This window comes from Acidimicrobium ferrooxidans DSM 10331 (assembly GCF_000023265.1).
GTDB lineage: Bacteria > Actinomycetota > Acidimicrobiia > Acidimicrobiales > Acidimicrobiaceae > Acidimicrobium > Acidimicrobium ferrooxidans.
The window spans coordinates 1,220,639-1,238,245 of record NC_013124.1 but is presented as its reverse complement, the minus strand read 5'-3'; the positions used below and the strand labels follow the sequence as shown (position 1 = coordinate 1,238,245).

The window sequence follows — 17,607 nt, the reverse complement described above, 5'->3', positions numbered from 1 at the left end:
CGACGGTCGGACGTGCATTCCCGTGCAGGCTGGTCTCGGTCGTAGCGATGGGCGGCAGCTACCATAGTGGGTGCCGGTTCAGCCCCCGTAGCTCAGGGGAGAGAGCAGTGGTTTCCTAAACCATGTGCGCAGGTTCGAATCCTGCCGGGGGCACCGTGTGACGAAGGCCGACCGCCGCACGCAACGCCGACCGCCGCACGCAAGGCCGTCGCTGGCATACGTGTCCCATCGCTTCGCTTGTGCGACCTGATGTCAAGTCGAAGCGGTGCGGTGTCGGCGTCGACGCGAGAGCGTTCCCCATCGCGACACGCACGACCCTGGATACCACGAGTGGTGGCGAGCGAGATCGACGACCGACGCGAGACGCGCGTCCACGAGCTGGAGAGGGATCTCCTCGTCGATCGTGCGCTCGGTGCGAGACCGTGGGGCGCTGTCTGTCGTTGGCTCTCCTCTCAAGGTTGACAGCGGTGGACTCGCGCCGCTTGCTCGACGGGCTGCAGGTGGGCCACGGCCTTCTCCTCCCGGGCCCAGAAGAGCTCCTCCTCGATCGATAGTCGCTACTCGAGGCTCGGGTACAGCCCGACAGTGTTGTAGCGGTGGATCCAAGTAGCGATGGTTGAGCGGGCCTCTGGCGAGCCTCACGGATTGCGAGGAGGTGACCTCGGTCCGGGTGCGCTGCTACGACACGCGCAAGGCTCATGCAGCGGCTGGGACGTCGTTTGCCAGTCGAGGTCGAGCAGGAGGACTATGGCGGCCGAGTCCGAATCGGTCCCACCTACGGGGGTGCGCACGAAATCCGGGGCGCTTCAGCGACCGTGGCGCCCGTGTTGAGCATCTCGTCCCCCTCGGCCAGCCTCCGGAGGATCTGCTCCGGGGTGTGGCGCTTCCTGCGCTTCATACACACTCCTTCTCGCTCGTCCATTCGGGTCGCGGTTCTCACAGAGCGGGTGGCCTCGTTTCAGGGGGACCGGCCAGGACCATGTGGGCTCGCTTGGTCTGCTGGATCGATCGACGCACCTGCGTGGTCGGAGTGCACCGTGGTATGGTTGCACCACCTCGGCGTCCGAGGTTGCATGAGCGTCGGGTGCTCGTGCGGGCTGAGGAGGGGGCTGATCACTATGGCGACGTGTGGCGAGGGCGTGAACGGTCGGCGGCCGTGGGCGCCTCCAGCCCGATTCGTCGCGGACGATGAGGAGGATCGTCGTCGGCTCGCCGACCTTCGCGAGCAGGTCTGCATCCACAGGACCGTCGATGCGGTCGGCGAGTTGCTGGAGGAGCTCGACGAGTTCGAGAACCCGAGGGGCCGATCCGAGTCTCGTGCAGAGATTACAGCGCGCGCAGGTGTCGGTGGGGATCCGGATTGCTACGGCACGTGGTTCTACTTCCCGTGGTCGTGTGAGCTCGTGCGCTATCCGAGTGTCGAGGATCTGCGGGCACTGCGCAGTGCACGGAATCGATACCTGATCGAGGCCCACGAGCAACGACGGCTCGAGCGTGCGCGTATCGCCGTCTTCGGCCTGAGCGTCGGGAGCGTCATCGTCGAACAGTTGGTACGCGTTGGCATCGGCGCTGCGCTGCTCCTCGGCGACATGGACCGAGTGACGCTGACGAATCTCAACCGCATTCGCGGCTCGATGCGACACGTGGGCATGGCCAAGCTCGACCTCATCGCGCAGTTCGTGAGCGAGGTCGATCCCTACATCGAGCAGGTGCATCTTCGTGGCGGCTACGACGAGGCGGCCGACGCCATGCTGGAGGCCTTTCGTCCAGATCTCGTCATCGAGGAGGTCGATGACGTGGTCGCAAAGGCCCGACTTCGGCGATGGGCGGCCTCGGCTCAGGTCGCGCTGATGACGGTCGGCGATTTCGGGGAACGTTCCGTCCTCGACGTCGAGCGTTACGATCTCGGGCCGACCGTGCCGTTCAACGGGCGGCTGTCCCGGAAGACCCTCGACCGACTGCTCAAGGGCTCGCTCCCACGGGCCGAGGAGCGACGAGCTCTGGTGCGCATCGTCGGTGTTCGGAACCTGAGCGTCCGATTGATCCGATCGGCCAACGCTGTCGGCACCGAACTCGGGGGCTTCGTGCAGCTTGGCTCGACAGCCGCCGCTGGCGGTGCGCTTGCGAGCGTTGCGGCTCGGTCGATCTTGCTTGGCGAGCCGCTCCCGTCGGGCCGTTACGTCCTGTCGCCGCGTCGGGTGCTCAGACTCGGTCGCCAGAGCGGTCCCCGCGACGCGCTCCGCGTGCTCGCGGAGCTCGTACGTGCCGGTGCTGCGAGCTGACGAAGCCCCACGTTCGGCGAGCACGTCCAGATCGCAAGCGACCTGACCGGTGGTCGACGATTGGGCCACCCAAGGAGGGCCGGCGGCTCGAGTCCTCTGCACGCGAGGCGACCTACACTCGTGCCATGGTCGAGCGTGAGCGTGCGCAAGTCCGGTCTCGTGGCGATCGCCTCGAGGCGGTCGCCGAGCTGCTCGAGGCGTCGGAAGTCGAGGAGTCAGACCTCGGAACGTTGTCGCTCGAGGACGCCTACGAGGTGCAAGCGCGCCTGTGGGCACGGCGCGACGCCCATGGGGCCGTGCGTTCGGGGTGGAAAGTGGGCCTCACTGACGAAGCGGCTCGGCGTCGCATGGGGCTCGAGGAGCCGATCTTCGGACCACTCGCCGAGCATGACCGCATCGGGTCAGGTAGCGACCTGTCGCTCGCGCGGCTCGTCGATCCGCGGCTCGAAGTCGAGGTGGCCCTGCGTGTGGCCGAGCGCATCCAGGGGATTCTCGAGCCTGACGAAGTCGACGACGTCGTCGACGAGCTGGCGGTTGCTTTCGAGATTCCCGACTCGCGGATCGTCGGTTGGCCGGTGCGGGGCAGAAGCCTCATTGCCGATCGTGCGGGAGCCGGCCTGTGGGTCCTCGGCGACCGCGTGGCGAGCCGCGACGGCATCCCGTTCGATCGCCTGGTCGCGATCGCCACGCGCGACGGTACGGAGGTGGTCCGGGGCGGGTCCGAGGCGGTGCTCGGCGATCCGCGGCGCTCGTTTGCGTGGTTGACCGGTGCCGTAGCCCGCCACGGTGGTTCCCTCGAGCCCGGTGAGTGGGTGCTCGCCGGCACCTTGACGCCGATGGTGCCGCTCGTGCCGGGTCACTGGGAGGGGATCATCGAGGGCGTCGGGTCGGTCCGGCTCGTCGTGGTGCCCTAGGAAGGCGGTGCGGGTGCGCCGCGGGTGACCTCAGTCGTCCGCGCCCTCTGGCACGAAGACGACGGGGGCGGTCGTTCGACGCCGTGTAAGCACCACAAATACGATGCCAAGCCCGAGGAGCACGGCCGTGACCTGGTCGATCCCGCTGCCGATCGCGCTCGGACCATAGACGAAGAAGGCGACGAGCAATCCGGCCATCATGAGCGCCGACACGATGGCGAGCCCGAGCAGCACCGGATGGTGATGGTCGTCCTCGATGCCAAGACGCCGATGGGCACGTGTGAGGAAGACGATCGCGGTGACCGTGTCGGAGAGGAACTCGGCGAGGAGGAAGAATCCTGCCGCCGACAGGACGAGGGCGAAGAAGCTCGACAGCGAGGAGACGAAGGTCTGCACGGCGACGACCACGACGACGAGCCCCAGCACGACGATGGTGGCGACGTGAGGGACGCGCCGTCGGCTGGTTCGGGCAAAGGCCTGCGGGACGAGGCGTTCGCGGCCCATCGCATAGAGGGCTCGGGTCAAGATGTAAGTGGTCAGCCACAGTCCACCGGCCGTCGAGCCGAGGATGGGAATGAGCACGGTCCAGTGGAGGCCGGCCGGGAGAACCCGCTGTGCCCACAGGGCGATCGGATCGGCGTCACGCGGCGACGCGAGCAGTCGCATCGGGGTTTCGGCAAAGACCAACGGATAGAGGATCGCGTAGAACACGAGCGCGAGGAACGCGCCGATGATGCCGCTGATCCCCGGTTCGGATCGGGGCTTGTGCGACTCCTCGGCTGCGTAGGAATCGATCTCCCAGCCGTCGAGTACCGTAGCCGCGACGACGGCGACGATGAGCATCCCACCGATCGGTGGCCGGCCGAAGTGGATCGGGACGTGGGTCGCGCCAAAGCGCGCGACCCCGACGATGCCGATGAGTGCCAGCGACACCATCTCGATGACCATGAAGACCTTGGTGATCTGAGCGGTCGGGCGTGCGCCAGCAAGGAGCGGGATCGCGGCAAAGAGGATCCAGCCGAGGGTCACGGCCATGAGGGCGAGATTGGAAGGGGTGTGGCCCGGGTCGATGAGGGCGAGGGTATAGGAGCCCGCCGGGATCGCGATGGGTGGGATCGACAAGAAGTACGCGAGAATGAGGACCCAGGCTTGGTAGCGGGAGAAGGAGCGGCCGAGCACCCGTGCGGACCAGTGGTACGAGGCCCCCGCGTGCGGAAAGTGGCGATTGAGCAGGCGGAAGACGAAGGACGCCACCACGAACGGCGTGGCGAGGAGGGCGATGGCGGGAAGGGCCCACCACCCGGCATAGGCGGCCATGACGCCACCGGTCGCGGCGACCGAGAAGACCGGCCCCACGCTCGAGACCGAGAGCGGGAAGAGGTCGAAGAGATGGAAGACCGGTGCGAGTCGGCCGTGCGTCGGGGGTGTCGATGTCGCCATGCGGCTGCTCCTTCGGCGGTCGAGAGTTGGTCAGCGTGCAGTGATGTCAACCGTGACGGGGGCCATCTTATTGCGAGCTGGTCGCAGCTGGACGAGTCGGTACCCAACTTCGGTCGCTCGTATGGACAGCCTCGGTCCAAGGCTCGTCGGCCCTAGGGTTGTGGCGTGCCGATCTCCCGAGAAGCCGGTGCGCCGCTTGGCACGCTCTACGTCGTGAACGGACTGGCCGCAGCCGGCTCCGGTCTCGGCATGCCCTACATCGTGGCCTACCTGCACCTTGCCCGAGGCGTGCCGCTGGTGGAGGTCGGTGGGTTGCTCGCCGCCGGTTCGATCTGTGGACTCGCCGTGTCGATGGCGCTCGGTCTGCTGGGGCATCGACTGCGGCTCGGATCGGCCCTCACGATCGCGATCGGCGCGGGGGCGCTCGGCTACGGTGCGATGGCCGTCGCCGACCGTCACTGGATCGCCTTTGTCGCCGTGTTGGTGTCGTACCTCTCGCAGGCGGTGTTCTGGGTGGCCGGTCAGACCATCGTCGGCTCGCTGGTCGCAGGACGTACGCTCGACCACGTCTTCGCGCGGCTCTTCCTCGCCACCAACGCTGGTATCGGCCTTGCGTCGGCGCTCGGGGGCCTGTATCTCGGGCGAGGCCAGCTCGTGCACTACCAGGTCTTGTGGTTGATCGCCGCTGGTGTCGAGGCGGTGGCGGCGGTGCTCGTCGCGGTGCGGATTGCGCCGCGGGTGCCCCGTACAGGCTCGAGGCACGCGCGTCAGCGAGGGGGCTACCTTGCCCTGTTGCGGAGCAACGTCGCGCTGCGTTGGTTTCTGCTCATCGAGATCGGGCTCCTCCTTGCGGGCTATGCCGAACTCGATGGGGGGTGGGGGGCCTTCGTCGTCGTGCAAGTCGGTGCACGACCGGCGATTCTCGGATTCGCGCTGACGGTCAACACGATCGTCATCGTGGTGCTCCAGGTCCCCGTCAGTCGTGCCACGAGGCGGTGGCGCCGTTCACGACAGCTGCTCGCGGCGACCATCGCATGGGCAGCGAGCTGGGCGATCGCTGCGGTTGCGCTGGCAGGTCGCGCCGATCGCGGCTTCGCAGCGCTCTGTCTCATCGTGGCGATGGGTGTGTTTGCCGTCGGCGAGACGCTCTACTCGCCGGTCGCGCCCGCCCTCGTCAACGCCTTGGCGAGCGACGAGGAGCGAGCTCGGGCGAACGCGCTCTCAGGGTCGCTCTGGTCGACGACCGCGGTCCTCGCATCGCCACTCGCTGCAACCGTCATTGCGCTCGCGCCGCTATTCACCTGGATCCTCGGCGTGCTCGGGCTCGCCGTCGGGCTCGCCGTCGTCCAGGTGCCGGTCCTTGGGAGGATCCTCCCGCGCGCCTTGGACGTCCCGATGCCCGGGTCGGAGGTCAGCGACTAGGCGACGCGGGTCCGTCGGGCAGCTTGCCAGAGGGCGATGTAGGCCGCGAGCGCAACGACGAACGCGAGCGCCATCGCCACAGAGAGGATCTGGTGCTGGGCACCGGTGTTGACGAAGGCGATGCCGGCGCCGATTGCGGCGATGATCGAGAGCACGCCGACGACTGCGGCACCGAGGGCGTGGGGGACGCCGGAGTCGATGGCGGTGTTGACGACCATCGCGCCGTTCACGAGGAGCGCGAAGCCGATCGCGGCGTGGACGTAGAGCACCCAGCCTGGGTGCGCTCCGCCCCAGGGGTCGTGCACAGGGATGTGCACGAGTGCGTTGGTTGCGAGGCCGAAGGCGAGCTCGACCATCAGTGCGCCGACCGAAGCGATGCCGAAGCGACGCAGTCGGGTTCGCGGTGAGCGATCAACCATGGGGACAAGGCTACAGGTCGGGGCCACCATCACGCCGTCACGGCGGTGTCACGGCAGGGGCGGTCGCGCGTCTCAGGAGCGTCACAGATCGCCGGTTGTGTGTCGGCTCCGCGTGTCGCGGCGCGAGGCTGGACTCATGCAACAGGTGGTGTGTCGTCCATGACGTTCGCGACCGAGCTCATCGTGCTCGCCGTGGCCTTGGCGGTGACCTGGCGCGTGCTCGGCGCGTACATGGCCGGGGTGTACGAGGGCCGCTACAGCCTCTTGGTTCGACTCGAGCGGCCCGTGCTCGCGCTCGTCGGCGTGAGCGCGAGCGAGGAGCAGTCGTGGCAACGCTATGCGCGCTCCCTCCTCGTCTTCTCCGGTGTCTCGATCGTCGTCACCTACCTGATCATCGTCTCCCAAGCGCACTTGCCACTCGACCCGCAGCACCTCGTTGGCGTGCCGCCTGCTCTCGCCTTCAACACTGCGGTCTCGTTCGTGACCAATACGAACTGGCAGAACTACGCCGGCGAGACCACGATGTCGTACTTCTCGCAGATGGCGGCCCTCGCGGTGCAGAACTTCGTTTCGGCTGCCGTCGGGATCGCCGTCGCGATCGCGCTCGTGCGCGGTATCGCTCGGCGGGGGCGCGCCACCATCGGCAACTTCTGGGTCGATACCGTCCGCGGCGTGTTGTGGATCTTGCTACCGATCTCGCTGGTGATGGCGGTGGTCTTCGTGTGGCAGGGTGCTCTCGAGACGCTGGGTGGCCCCGTGCACGTCGTCGACGCCCTGAACGGGGTCCACCAGGTCATCCCCCGTGGCCCGGTTGCCTCTCAGGAGGTGATCAAGCAGCTCGGCACCAACGGCGGCGGCTACTTCAACGCCAACGGTGCTGACCCCTTCGAGAATCCGACGGGCCTCACGAATGTCCTCTCGATCTACCTCATCCTCGCCATCCCGGTGGCCCTGACCTACACCTTCGGCCGCATGGTGGCGAGCGTCCGCGATGGGGTTGCGGTCCTCGCTGCGATGGGGATCATCTTTGGCGTGACCCTCGCGGTCGCGCTCGTTGCCGAACACCAGCCGAACCCCGCGATCCAGCATGCTGCCGGGGCGCTGGCCAGCCGTGGCAACCTCGTCGGGAAGGAGTCGCGCTTTGGCATCGACAACTCCACGCTCTACAACATCGTCTCGACGCAGACGTCGACAGGATCGGTCAACTCCTCGATGGACTCCTATACCCCCATCGGCGGCCTCGCCATGATGGCCGGCATGGCTTTCGGGGACATCACACCTGGAGGGGTGGGGAGCGGTCTCTACACCATGTTGATCTTCGCGATCGTCACCGTGTTCATTGCGGGGCTCATGGTCGGGCGCACACCGGAGTATCTGGGGAAGAAGATTCAGCGCACGGAGATCATCTGGGCCTCGGTGGGTGTGTTGGTCATGCCGATCACGGTGCTCGTTGCTACCGGGGTTGCGATCGCGCTCCCGAGCGCGCGCGCCGCGATCTTGAACGCGGGGCCGCACGGCTTCTCGGAGGTGTTCTACGCCATGCTGTCCCAAGGCAACAACAACGGATCGGCGTTCGCCGGGCTCTCGTCGAACACCGATTTCTACAACATCGTCGGTGGGATCGTCATGCTGCTGGGTCGCTTCGGTGTCATGGTGCCGGTCCTGGCACTCGCCGGAAGCCTCGCCGCCAAGGAACCGGTGCCTGCCACCGCCGGCACGTTCGACACAGCGACGCCGATGTTCGCGGGGCTGTTGATCGGCGTCATCATCCTCGTCGGTGCCCTCAACTTCTTCCCAGCTCTGTCGCTCGGTCCGATCGCCGAGGCCGTCGCCCATGGGAGGTTCTTCGCATGACCGCACCCACTCGTCCATCCGCCACGCCCGTACGTGGGGTCGCCAGTTCGCGCTCGCTGACCGACCGCACGATTCTACGCGTCGCCCTGCGGGGGTCGCTGACGAAGCTCGATCCCCGTGTGCAAGTGCGCAATCCCGTCATGTTCGTCGTCTACCTCGGCACCATCGTGACGGCGATCGCCTCCATCGTGCATCCATCGCTGTTCTCGTGGCTGGTGACGGTGTGGCTCGCCTTCACCGTGCTCTTCGCCAACTTCGCCGAGGCGATGGCGGAGGGGCGGGGCAAGGCGCAAGCAGACGCCCTGCGCCGCACCCGTACGCAGACCGAAGCTCGTCGTCTGCGTGACGACGGAACCGAGGAGCGGGTGCCGGCGACGCAGCTCGTCGCGGGCCAACTCGTGGTCTGCGAGGCTGGTGACGTCATCCCTGCCGATGGCGAGATCACCGAGGGTGTCGCCTCGGTGGATGAGTCGGCCATCACCGGCGAGTCTGCACCCGTCATTCGAGAAGCGGGTGGTGACCGATCGTCCGTCACCGGTGGCACACGCGTGCTCTCAGACCGCATCGTCGTTCGGGTCACCGCGGGTGCTGGGGAGAGCTTCCTCGATCGCATGATTGCCCTCGTCGAGGGTGCCGATCGACGACGAACGCCCAACGAGGTAGCGCTCTCGATCTTGCTCGTCGCCCTCACGGTGATCTTCGTGCCGGTCGTGGTCGTCCTCGAGCCCTATGCCCACTATGCGCACGTCGGCATCCCGATCGTCGATCTCGTGGCGCTGCTCGTGTGCTTGATCCCGACCACCATCGGCGCTCTCCTGTCGGCGATCGGGATCGCTGGCATGGACCGGATGGTCCAGCGCAACGTGCTCGCGATGTCGGGTCGTGCCGTAGAGGCCGCTGGCGATGTCTCGACGCTGCTGCTCGACAAGACCGGAACCATCACCTTTGGCAATCGCATGGCGTCACGGTTCATCGGGATCGGCGGTGTGGCCGATGGCGACGTCGCTGCCGCAGGGCGCCTGGCGTCACTCGCCGACGAGACCCCGGAGGGTCGCTCCATCGTCAAGCTCGCCAAGGACGCCTACGGTCTTCGTGATCCCGTCGACCCGGCGTCGCTGCGGTTCGTGCCGTTCACGGCGACCACGCGCATGTCGGGCGTCGACACCGACGAGGGCTCGATACGCAAGGGTGCGACCGAGGCGGTCAAGGAATGGGTCCGTCAACAGGGTGGCGTGATCCCAGTCGAACTCGATGAGCTGTCGGCGTCGATCGCGCGCGAGGGAGCAACGCCGCTCGCCGTCGCAGCTGGCGATCGCGTGCTCGGGCTGATCGAGTTGCGCGACGTGGTCAAGGCCGGGATTCGTGAGCGCTTCGAACAGCTGCGCGCGATGGGTATCCGTACGGTGATGATCACGGGTGACAATCCGCTCACCGCCTCGGCGATCGCGGCCGAGGCGGGTGTGGATGATTTCTTGGCCGAGGCCACACCCGAGCGCAAACTTGAGCTCATCCGCGAGGAACAGGCGGACGGCAAGCTCGTCGCCATGACGGGTGACGGGACCAACGACGCCCCGGCCCTGGCACAAGCCGACGTGGGCGTCGCGATGAACTCCGGCACGGTGGCTGCGAAGGAGGCCGCCAACATGATCGACCTCGACTCGAGCCCGACCAAGCTCATCGACATCGTCGAGGTGGGCAAGCAGATCCTCATCACCCGCGGTGCGCTGACGACCTTCTCGATCGCGAACGATCTGGCCAAGTACTTCGCGATCATTCCGGCGCTCTTCGTCACGGCCTATCCGGGTCTCTCGGTCCTCAACATCATGCACCTACACTCGCCGGAGAGTGCGATCCTGTCTGCCGTGATCTTCAACGCGCTCGTCATCGTGGCGCTCATTCCGCTGGCCCTGCGAGGGGTGCGCTTTCGACCGTCGTCGGCGAGGTCGATCATTCGGCGCAACGTGTTCATCTATGGGATCGGAGGCGTGATCGTGCCCTTCATCGGCATCAAGCTGATCGACCTTGTGCTCGCCGCGACGAGGGCGTTCTCATGATCCGGACGCTCCTGCGCTCGGTGCGCGCCGCGGTGGTCTTCCTCGTGCTGTGTGGTCTCGCGTACCCGCTCATCGAGGTCGCGATCGCCCAGACGGTCTTTCCTCGCCAGGCCGAGGGGTCATTGACACCCGACGGCTCGACGCTCGTCGGCCAGACCTGGCGGGGTGCGCGCTGGTTCCATGGGCGTCCCGATGGCGACGATCCCATGGCCACCGGCGGCACGAACCTCGGTCCGCGCTCGGCCGCCTTGGTCAGTGCGACGCGACGGCTCGTTGCGTACTGGCGGGCAGAAGGGGTGGTGCCGACGGAGGAGCTCGTCACCACCTCGGGCAGCGGGGTCGATCCGCAGATCTCGGTCGCGAGTGCACTGGCGCAGGTGCCCATGGTGCACCGCGCGACCGGAGTTCCGGCCAGCGAGCTGCGCCGCTTGGTTGCTCTGACGGCGACTGGTCCAGAGTTCGGGTTCCTTGGTGAGCGGGTGGTGGATGTCCTTGCGCTCAACATGGCGCTCGCGCGTCTCGAGCGCAAGGCGGCGATCAGCCGTTGAACTCATCCGGACTCGGGTCGTAGTCGCGAACGCCGATGACGTGGACGTCGATCCCGACCGGTCCGGCGAGTCGCAGCAGTCGGTTCAGCACGGAGCCGTGGAGGATCTCGTCGATGCGCCGGCGCCTCGAGGCGCCGACCACGATCTGGGTGACTTGGCGAGCGCGGGCCTCGTCGACGAGGAGCGTCGCGATGTCGGAGCCGTCACGTTCGATGAGGATCGCGCCGAGGTCGGCGGCGAGCGTGCGGAGCGCGTCGAGGCGAGGCGCATCGCGCGTGGGATCGTACTCGTCGGGGTGTACGAACAGCGCATAGAGGTCAGCGTGGCTGCGGAGCGCCATGCGGGCTGCGCGTCGCAGCACGCGTGGCGACGCCGCGGAGAGCGTGACGCCGGCGAGGTAGCGCTCCTTGGTCTCGAGGATCGCCTGCCAACGAGCCCGGGATGCGACCGCGAGTGTTGGGGTCGGGACCTGCGAGTCGGCGACGAAGCGCAGGGCGAGCTCTCGGAGCACGGTGAGGTTGCGGGTGGTGAAGTAGTGCTCGAGTGCCCACTCGATGCGATCGGGCGGGTAGACGTGGCCATGGAGGAGGCGGCGCCTGAGCGCTTGTGGCGAGGAATCGATGAGCTCGATCTGATCGGCGGCTCGAACCACCGCATCGGGGACGCGCTCGCGAACGGGCACGCCGAGGAGGTCCTCGACGAGGGCGGCGACGCTCTCGATGTGCTGGACGTTCAGTGTGGTGATGACGGAGATACCGGCTTCGAGGAGCGTCGCGACATCCTCGTAGCGTTTGGCGTGGGCGCCGAGTCCGGGCACGTTGGTGTGAGCGAGCTCGTCGACGAGGATGACCTCGGGTTTGCGCGCGAGGGCGGCCTCGAGATCGAACTCCTCTGCCGGGCGCCCGCGGTAGGTCCCACGTCGTCGGGCAAGGACGGGGAGGTCTCGAACGAGCGAGGCGGTGTAGTCACGGCCGTGGGTCTCCACAAAGCCAACCACGACGTCCGCGCCCCGGTGGAACCGTCGGAAGCCTTCGTCGAGCATGGCGCACGTCTTGCCCACGCCAGGCATGGCACCGAGGTAGATACGGAAGCGGCCGACGGGTTCGACTTCGGGCGTGGCGACAAGCTGGTCGGCGTCCTCCGTGTCGATCGCATCCATCGGTAGGATCGTAGACGCATGTCACTCCTCAGCACGAGCCGCCGGATGCTGCGCTATCCGGGCGCGGCCGTTGGTGTCGTGACGGTCGCACTGGGTGTCGTCGCGCTCGTTCCGGTGCGTGCGGTCGTGCCGCCAGCGACGGTGGCGTTGGTGCTGGTGGTCCCGGTAGTGGCGAGCGTCGCGATCGGTGGGGCGGTCGCGGGTGTCGCCGCGGTCGCCGCCGGGTTCATCGCCTACGACGTGTTCTTCATCCCTCCCTATGGAACCCTCGCGGTGGGTCGCGGCGTCAATTGGATCCCCCTCGGTATCTACGTGGTGGTGGGCGCAATCGCGATCACGCTGGATGAGCGGTTCCGGCGAAGCCGCGATCGGGCGCTCCGTCAGGCTCGCATCCTCGGCGCGCTCGCCGACCTTCCTGAGCGTCTCCTCGGTGCGCAGAACGCGGCCGGCCTCGTGGGTGCGGCCGTCGAGGCGCTGGCTCGCGTCAACGGTCCAGGTGGCGCGGCTCTCGTTCGAGCCGATGGCGCAGGGGAGCTGATCTGGTCGGGTTCGAATGCCGAGCACGCTGCTCGTGTGCAACGAGCCTTCTCCTCGGATGCAACGGGTCGGGGCTCGATCGTGCTGCGCGAGCGTGGGTTCGAGGCCCGCGGTTCCATCGTGAGCACGTTGGGTGGGCCCGAGGGAACCCTGGTTGTGTGGGGTCCACGCCTCGACGAGGCGACCGTCGGTGCGCTCGAGGTCGTCGCACACCAGCTCTCGGCGGCGCTCGAGCGCGACCGGCTTCGCCAGGCCGAAGTACGCCTCGCCACGCTCGAGCAGGTCGACGGCTGGCGTCTGTCACTCCTTCGGACGGTGTCGCACGATCTCTTGACACCGCTCGCGAGCATCGAAACGGCCGTGAGCACGGTGGCTGCCTTCGGGGCGGCTATCGCGCCGAGCGACCACGACGAGCTCCTCGAGACGGCGCTCGCACAGTGCCGGCGAGCGAGCACGCTGGTCGAAGATCTGCTGGACGTGAGTCGACTCGAGGCAGGCGTGCGGCGGGTCCGGCGGGTGGTGTGCGAACTTGGGGAGGTGGTCCACGATGCGGTTCGAGCGGTCGAGGTACGTGGGTTCGGGTCTGAGGTTTGCGTGCTCGCCGACGGGCCGGTGAAGGTACTCGGGGACGCCTCCCTGCTGCGCGAGGTCGTCTGGAACCTCGTGGACAACGCGGTTCGGCACGGACCCCTCGGCGATGTCGTGGAGGTGCGAGTTCTGGAGCAAAGTGGCGATGCGCTCATTGAGGTCGTCGACCACGCCCCTATGAGTGGCGATGTCGACCCGAGAGGCTTGTTCGACTGGTTCCACGCCTCGGGCGTCTCGGGTCGCACGGGCCTCGGGCTCGCCATCGCACGCAGCTTTGTCGAAGCGCACGGTGGACGCGTCGAGTTCGAATCCGAACCGGACGCTACCAGTGTGCGCGTCGTGTTGCCGAGGTTGGTGTGAGTTCGATCCTGATCATCGACGACGACCCTGCCCTTGCGCGCGTGCTCGCGATTGGGCTGCACGCAGCCGGCTACGAGGTCCAGTCGGCACTTCGAGGCATCGAAGGTCTCCAGCGAGCGGTTGCGGATCCGCCGGAGGTCATCCTCGTCGACCTCGGTCTTCCGGACATGGATGGGGTGGCACTCGTCGCGCGGCTTCGCGAGTTCCATCGCGGCGGTGTTCTCGTGCTCTCCGCCGCCCATGACGAGCGCATCAAGGTCGCTGCGCTCGACAACGGTGCAGATGACTACGTCACGAAGCCCTTCGGCATTCTCGAGCTCCAAGCTCGTCTGCGTGCACTCGAGCGGCGCCTCGAGGGGTCGGGTCACGTCGTTGCGACCAGGCAGCGCATCAGTGATCGACTGACGCTCGACGCTGCGCGGCGTCTCGTCGTCGACGACGAGCGTGGTCCGGTGTCGCTGTCGAGACGCGAGTTCGATCTCGTGCGCTACCTTGTTGAGCACGAAGGACGTGTGGTGACCCATCGCATGGCGCTCGAGACAATCTGGGGTCCCGGCTATGACGACCCCCATCACCTGCGGGTGGTGGTATCGCGCATACGCGCCAAGCTCGGCCCGGCCCAGGGCGCGTTGCGGTCGGTGCCGGGCGTGGGGTACGAGTGGCGCAGTGCCACGAGCGGACCTGGAGCGACGTGAGCGACGCCCCTCTCGAGAGCGACCATGCTGTCAAGGTTGCGCTCTTCGACCGGGCCGCCGAGGTTGCGACGGCGCTGGGATCCGGGCGGCGCCTTGAGATCATCGACCTGCTGGCCCAGGGCGAGCGCAGTGTGGAAGAGGTCGCTCGCGAGACGCACCAGAGCGTGCAGAGTGCCTCGCACCACCTGCGTCGCCTGGCGATCGCTCATCTCGTCGCGACTCGGCGCGAGGGCGCACGCGTGTACTACCGCCTGCGTTCACGCGAGGTCGCCGAGCTGTGGTTGCAGCTGACACGTGTGAGCGCACAGCTCGATCGCGACGTCGAGGCGCTCGCGGCTGCGTATCTCGGACCTGAGGAGCTCGCAGGTCTGCGTGCAGCCGACGTCATCGATCGCATGGCTGACGGGTCGTTGGTCGTGCTGGATGTACGGCCGGAGGAGGAGTGGCGTGCGGCGCATCTGCCAGGAGCCGTGCCGGCCCCACTCGTCGCGCTCCGAGAGGTGCCGACGCGGCTCGCACCCGGTTCCGAGGTGATCGTCTACTGCCGTGGTCCGTGGTGTGCGTACGCATCCATCGCGGTGCGGTGGCTGCGAGACCGTGGGATCGAGGCGCGACGGCTCGAGGACGGCTTCCTCGGGTGGCTCGTGGACGGTCGAGCGGTCGAGTCGGGCTCAACGGAGGTGGCCGAGGGCTAGTCTCATTCTTACATTGGTTTGAATGTAGGAATGAGGCGCATGGGCGGTTCTGCTACTCCGAGACTCGGGCTCGGGGCCAATTGGCGGCAGTTTGGCGTGTACACGTTCATCACCGTCATGGTTGGCGCGACCATCGGCGTGGAACGAGTGGCGCTGCCTCCTCTTGCGTCGGCCGTCTTCGGCGTGCGGTCGGTGCTGCTGACAGTGAGCTTCCTCGTCCCGTTCGGCGTCACGAAGGCGATCGGGAACCTCGTCGCAGGTCATCTGTCGGATCACCATGGGCGGCGGACCATCCTGCGCATCGGTTGGCTCTTCGGCGTTCCCTATGCCGTTGGCATCCTCGTGGCGCACGCGTGGTGGGAGGTGCTCGCGGCGAATGCGGTGCTCGGTATCAACCAGGCTCTGACGTGGACCATGGCGGTGACCGCGAAGATCGACCTCGTCGGACCGACTCGTCGAGCGCTCGCGGTGGGAATTGACGAGGCTGCTGGCTACGTCGGTGTCGGGCTTGGCGGCCTTGGTGCTGGATTGCTGCTGGGTGAAGGCGGCCGCAGTGTGGCGCCGTGGATCCTCGCGCTCGTGGTCGTGGTGGTAGGAGGCATGGCGAGCGTGTGGCCTGCGAGCGAGACGAGAGGGCATGCTCTCGTCGAGGCGTCGGCAGATGGGGGGAGCGTAGGTGAGTCGGCGCGACCCGGCCCGTCGCTGCTCCATCTTGCATGGCTCGTGAGCTGGCGGGATCGGGCGCTCGGGGTGGTCTCGGTTGCAGGCATGCTGACCAAGTTCGCTGATTCGCTCATGGCAGCCTTCGTGCCGCTGTTGCTCCTACACGAGGGGGATTCGGTGGCGTTGATCGGCCTGATCGTGGGTGTCTATCTGTGGGTCTGGGGGCTTCTCCAGATCCCCACCGGTCTTCTGGCCGACACGATCGGTCGGCGCTGGCCGGTCGTCGGTGGGATCATCGTCATCGGCGCTGGGCTGGGGTTCGAGGCTCTCGCGCATCGTCCGTTCACTGCGGTAGCCGCGGCGATCGTGACGGGCGTCGGGATGGCACTTGCTTATCCGAACCTGATCGCCATCGTCGGCGATCGCGCGGACCCGCGCTGGCGGGGCGGTGCACTCGGGGTCTATCGGCTCTGGCGTGACGGGGGCTACGCGGTTGGTCCGCTCGTGTTGGGTGTGGTCGCCCAAGCGCTCGGGCTCCGCGCTGCCGTGGATGCGGGTGCAGCGCTCCTCGTCGTCTGGGGCGTCGTGATGGCCCTCACGTTGCCCGAGACTCACCCCGGACGGGTGGGGCGCGCGCGACATCCACACTGAGGGCGCCCCGTGCGATCGCTGAGCGCTCTGTGAGGTGCCAGCGTAGCCCAGAAGCTTCTCAGGCGGGTTTCTTGGTCAGGTAGGACACCGTGCATAGATCACGTACCATGCGAACTGCTCGAAACGTACGGAGGAGCATGACCGCCGGAGCCCTCGGTGTGTCGATGGCGGTTGCGGTGTTCGCGTGGGCGGGCCACGCGGCCGGAGCATCAAGTGGGCTCGATACCCACCCGAGCTCCACCGTCGTCACGAACCCGGCCCCAGGGTCGGTCGCGACGAACTCGCCGCGTTCGACATCGAGCGGGTCCGGCTCGGCATCGACCTCGCTCGTGAGCGCAACGAGCGCGTCCGAGAACTGGTCGGGGCTCGCCGCGCTCGGAAGCGCGGAGCGAAGTGTCCGGGCGAGCTGGACGGCCCCGTCGTTCACACAGGCTGACGTCTCTGCGAACAGCGCGATCGGAGAGTGGGTCGGGCTGGGCGGGATGCGGTCACACCAGTTGATCCAGGTCGGTACGCTCACTGAGCCTGGGCCCAAGGGCGAGGCCCAGACGGTGGCGTTCTTCGAGCAGCTACCGAACGCCGCGGTCGACACAATCACGATTCCCACCGGCGCCACCGTCATGGCGGCGATCACACCCGTCGGGACCGACCGGTGGCGACTCGAACTCACCGTGGCAGGGTCATCGTCGCCGGCGGTCGATACCGTCGTGACGCTCTCGCCGTCGGCGGCCTCAGGTGTCGAGACCTCGGCCGAGTGGATCACCGAGGCACCCACCAGCCAGGCAGGGATCATGAACCTTGCCCCCGTCTCGACGACCGTGATGCGCCACGTCGAGGCGAACGGTGCACCGTTGGCTGAGCTGCCGAGCGGGACGCTCCAGGCCATTTCGATGGTCGACCAACAGGGAGTGACCATCGCGGCTCCGACGGTGTCGCCCTCGAGCGATTCCGTCACGGTCACCACCCAGTACGACGCGACGAGCGGCCTGGGCTCAGGGAGTGCCGCGACAGCCCCGTTTGCCGGTAACGGATTCGGGTTCCAGGCCCCCGGTTTCGGCGGATTCGGCTTTGGCTACGGCTACAGCGGCTACGGCTCCAGCGGCTTTGGCTACGGCTTCGGTGGCACGATCGTTGGCGCGTGATGCGCTTCTTGCGATCTGACGCTGTGCGATCCGGTGGTGCGCGGGCGAGCGGTGCTGGCGAGCACCCGCGGCGTCGCGCTCGGTCACAGACGAGAGTGCGCTCGGACCGGCTGGTGCTCGCACGCCGATCGCCTCGTGAGGTGCAGCCTGAGTGGCCCATGGCAGCGGTGGTGGAACCGCAGCG

General features: G+C 67.3%; 16 protein-coding genes and 1 tRNA gene. 12 read left to right on the top strand and 5 right to left on the bottom strand.

Annotation, left to right across the window (positions count from 1 at the left end):
• The first annotated feature begins 81 nt into the window (after positions 1-81).
• A tRNA-Arg gene (locus AFER_RS06090) sits at positions 82-153 on the top strand.
• Between the two features lie 622 nt (positions 154-775).
• Here the strand turns inward: AFER_RS06090 and AFER_RS12780 are convergent.
• Positions 776-898, bottom strand: coding sequence for a hypothetical protein (locus tag AFER_RS12780; protein WP_015798602.1), 123 nt, complete (start codon positions 896-898; stop codon positions 776-778).
• 220 nt (positions 899-1,118) lie between these two features.
• Here AFER_RS12780 and AFER_RS06085 point away from each other — a divergent pair, with 220 nt between their 5' ends.
• Positions 1,119-2,282: a ThiF family adenylyltransferase gene (locus AFER_RS06085; RefSeq protein WP_015798601.1), complete on the top strand. Its 1,164-nt coding sequence runs from the start codon at positions 1,119-1,121 to the stop codon at positions 2,280-2,282.
• Positions 2,283-2,407: 125 nt separating this feature from the next.
• Positions 2,408-3,196 carry a 2-keto-4-pentenoate hydratase gene (locus AFER_RS06080; RefSeq protein WP_015798600.1) on the top strand — a complete coding sequence of 263 codons (789 nt, stop codon included), beginning with the start codon at positions 2,408-2,410 and terminating at the stop codon, positions 3,194-3,196.
• 30 nt (positions 3,197-3,226) lie between these two features.
• Here AFER_RS06080 and AFER_RS06075 read toward each other — a convergent pair whose 3' ends face one another.
• Positions 3,227-4,636, bottom strand: coding sequence for an APC family permease (locus tag AFER_RS06075; protein ID WP_015798599.1), 1,410 nt, complete (start codon positions 4,634-4,636; stop codon positions 3,227-3,229).
• A 165-nt stretch (positions 4,637-4,801) separates the two neighbouring features.
• Between AFER_RS06075 and AFER_RS06070 the strand changes: the two genes are divergently transcribed.
• Positions 4,802-6,058 (top strand): MFS transporter, encoded by a 1,257-nt coding sequence (locus AFER_RS06070; RefSeq protein ID WP_015798598.1) that lies wholly within the window; start codon positions 4,802-4,804, stop codon positions 6,056-6,058.
• Here the strand turns inward: AFER_RS06070 and AFER_RS06065 are convergent.
• Positions 6,055-6,477, bottom strand: a complete 423-nt coding sequence (locus tag AFER_RS06065; RefSeq protein WP_041661730.1) for a hypothetical protein — start codon at positions 6,475-6,477, stop codon at positions 6,055-6,057. The two genes, AFER_RS06070 and AFER_RS06065, sit on opposite strands and share 4 nt — an antisense overlap.
• A 159-nt stretch (positions 6,478-6,636) precedes the next feature.
• Between AFER_RS06065 and kdpA the strand changes: the two genes are divergently transcribed.
• From kdpA to AFER_RS06050, 3 genes are read left to right on the top strand one after another with little or no spacing between them, the layout of a single operon-like run.
• On the top strand, positions 6,637-8,331 hold the full coding sequence (gene kdpA, locus AFER_RS06060) for a potassium-transporting ATPase subunit KdpA (RefSeq protein ID WP_015798596.1): 1,695 nt from the start codon (positions 6,637-6,639) through the stop codon (positions 8,329-8,331).
• Positions 8,328-10,385 carry a potassium-transporting ATPase subunit KdpB gene (gene kdpB / locus AFER_RS06055; RefSeq protein WP_015798595.1) on the top strand — a complete coding sequence of 686 codons (2,058 nt, stop codon included), beginning with the start codon at positions 8,328-8,330 and terminating at the stop codon, positions 10,383-10,385. Before kdpA ends, kdpB begins: the two co-directional genes overlap by 4 nt.
• Positions 10,382-10,933: a potassium-transporting ATPase subunit C gene (locus AFER_RS06050; RefSeq protein WP_015798594.1), complete on the top strand. Its 552-nt coding sequence runs from the start codon at positions 10,382-10,384 to the stop codon at positions 10,931-10,933. Before kdpB ends, AFER_RS06050 begins: the two co-directional genes overlap by 4 nt.
• Here AFER_RS06050 and AFER_RS06045 read toward each other — a convergent pair.
• Positions 10,923-12,092 carry a universal stress protein gene (locus AFER_RS06045; RefSeq protein ID WP_015798593.1) on the bottom strand — a complete coding sequence of 390 codons (1,170 nt, stop codon included), beginning with the start codon at positions 12,090-12,092 and terminating at the stop codon, positions 10,923-10,925. The genes AFER_RS06050 and AFER_RS06045 overlap by 11 nt on opposite strands.
• 18 nt (positions 12,093-12,110) lie before the next feature.
• On the opposite strand from AFER_RS06045, the gene AFER_RS06040 reads away from it, so the two are divergent.
• From AFER_RS06040 to AFER_RS06025, 4 genes are read left to right on the top strand one after another with little or no spacing between them, the layout of a single operon-like run.
• On the top strand, positions 12,111-13,577 hold the full coding sequence (locus AFER_RS06040) for a sensor histidine kinase (RefSeq protein WP_015798592.1): 1,467 nt from the start codon (positions 12,111-12,113) through the stop codon (positions 13,575-13,577).
• Positions 13,574-14,272, top strand: a complete 699-nt coding sequence (locus AFER_RS06035; RefSeq protein WP_015798591.1) for a response regulator transcription factor — start codon at positions 13,574-13,576, stop codon at positions 14,270-14,272. Before AFER_RS06040 ends, AFER_RS06035 begins: the two co-directional genes overlap by 4 nt.
• Positions 14,269-14,967, top strand: a complete 699-nt coding sequence (locus AFER_RS06030; RefSeq protein WP_015798590.1) for an ArsR/SmtB family transcription factor — start codon at positions 14,269-14,271, stop codon at positions 14,965-14,967. The genes AFER_RS06035 and AFER_RS06030 overlap by 4 nt, the downstream gene beginning before the upstream one ends.
• A 39-nt stretch (positions 14,968-15,006) precedes the next feature.
• Entirely contained in the window at positions 15,007-16,281 is a 1,275-nt protein-coding gene (locus AFER_RS06025) for an MFS transporter (RefSeq protein ID WP_015798589.1), read from the top strand.
• Between the two features lie 58 nt (positions 16,282-16,339).
• Here AFER_RS06025 and AFER_RS12005 read toward each other — a convergent pair whose 3' ends face one another.
• On the bottom strand, positions 16,340-16,708 hold the full coding sequence (locus AFER_RS12005; protein WP_143711964.1) for a hypothetical protein: 369 nt from the start codon (positions 16,706-16,708) through the stop codon (positions 16,340-16,342).
• Between the two features lie 55 nt (positions 16,709-16,763).
• On the opposite strand from AFER_RS12005, the gene AFER_RS06020 reads away from it, so the two are divergent.
• A complete protein-coding gene (locus tag AFER_RS06020; RefSeq protein ID WP_143711963.1) occupies positions 16,764-17,423 on the top strand; it encodes a G1 family glutamic endopeptidase in 660 nt (219 codons plus the stop codon).
• Positions 17,424-17,607: the final 184 nt, after the last annotated feature.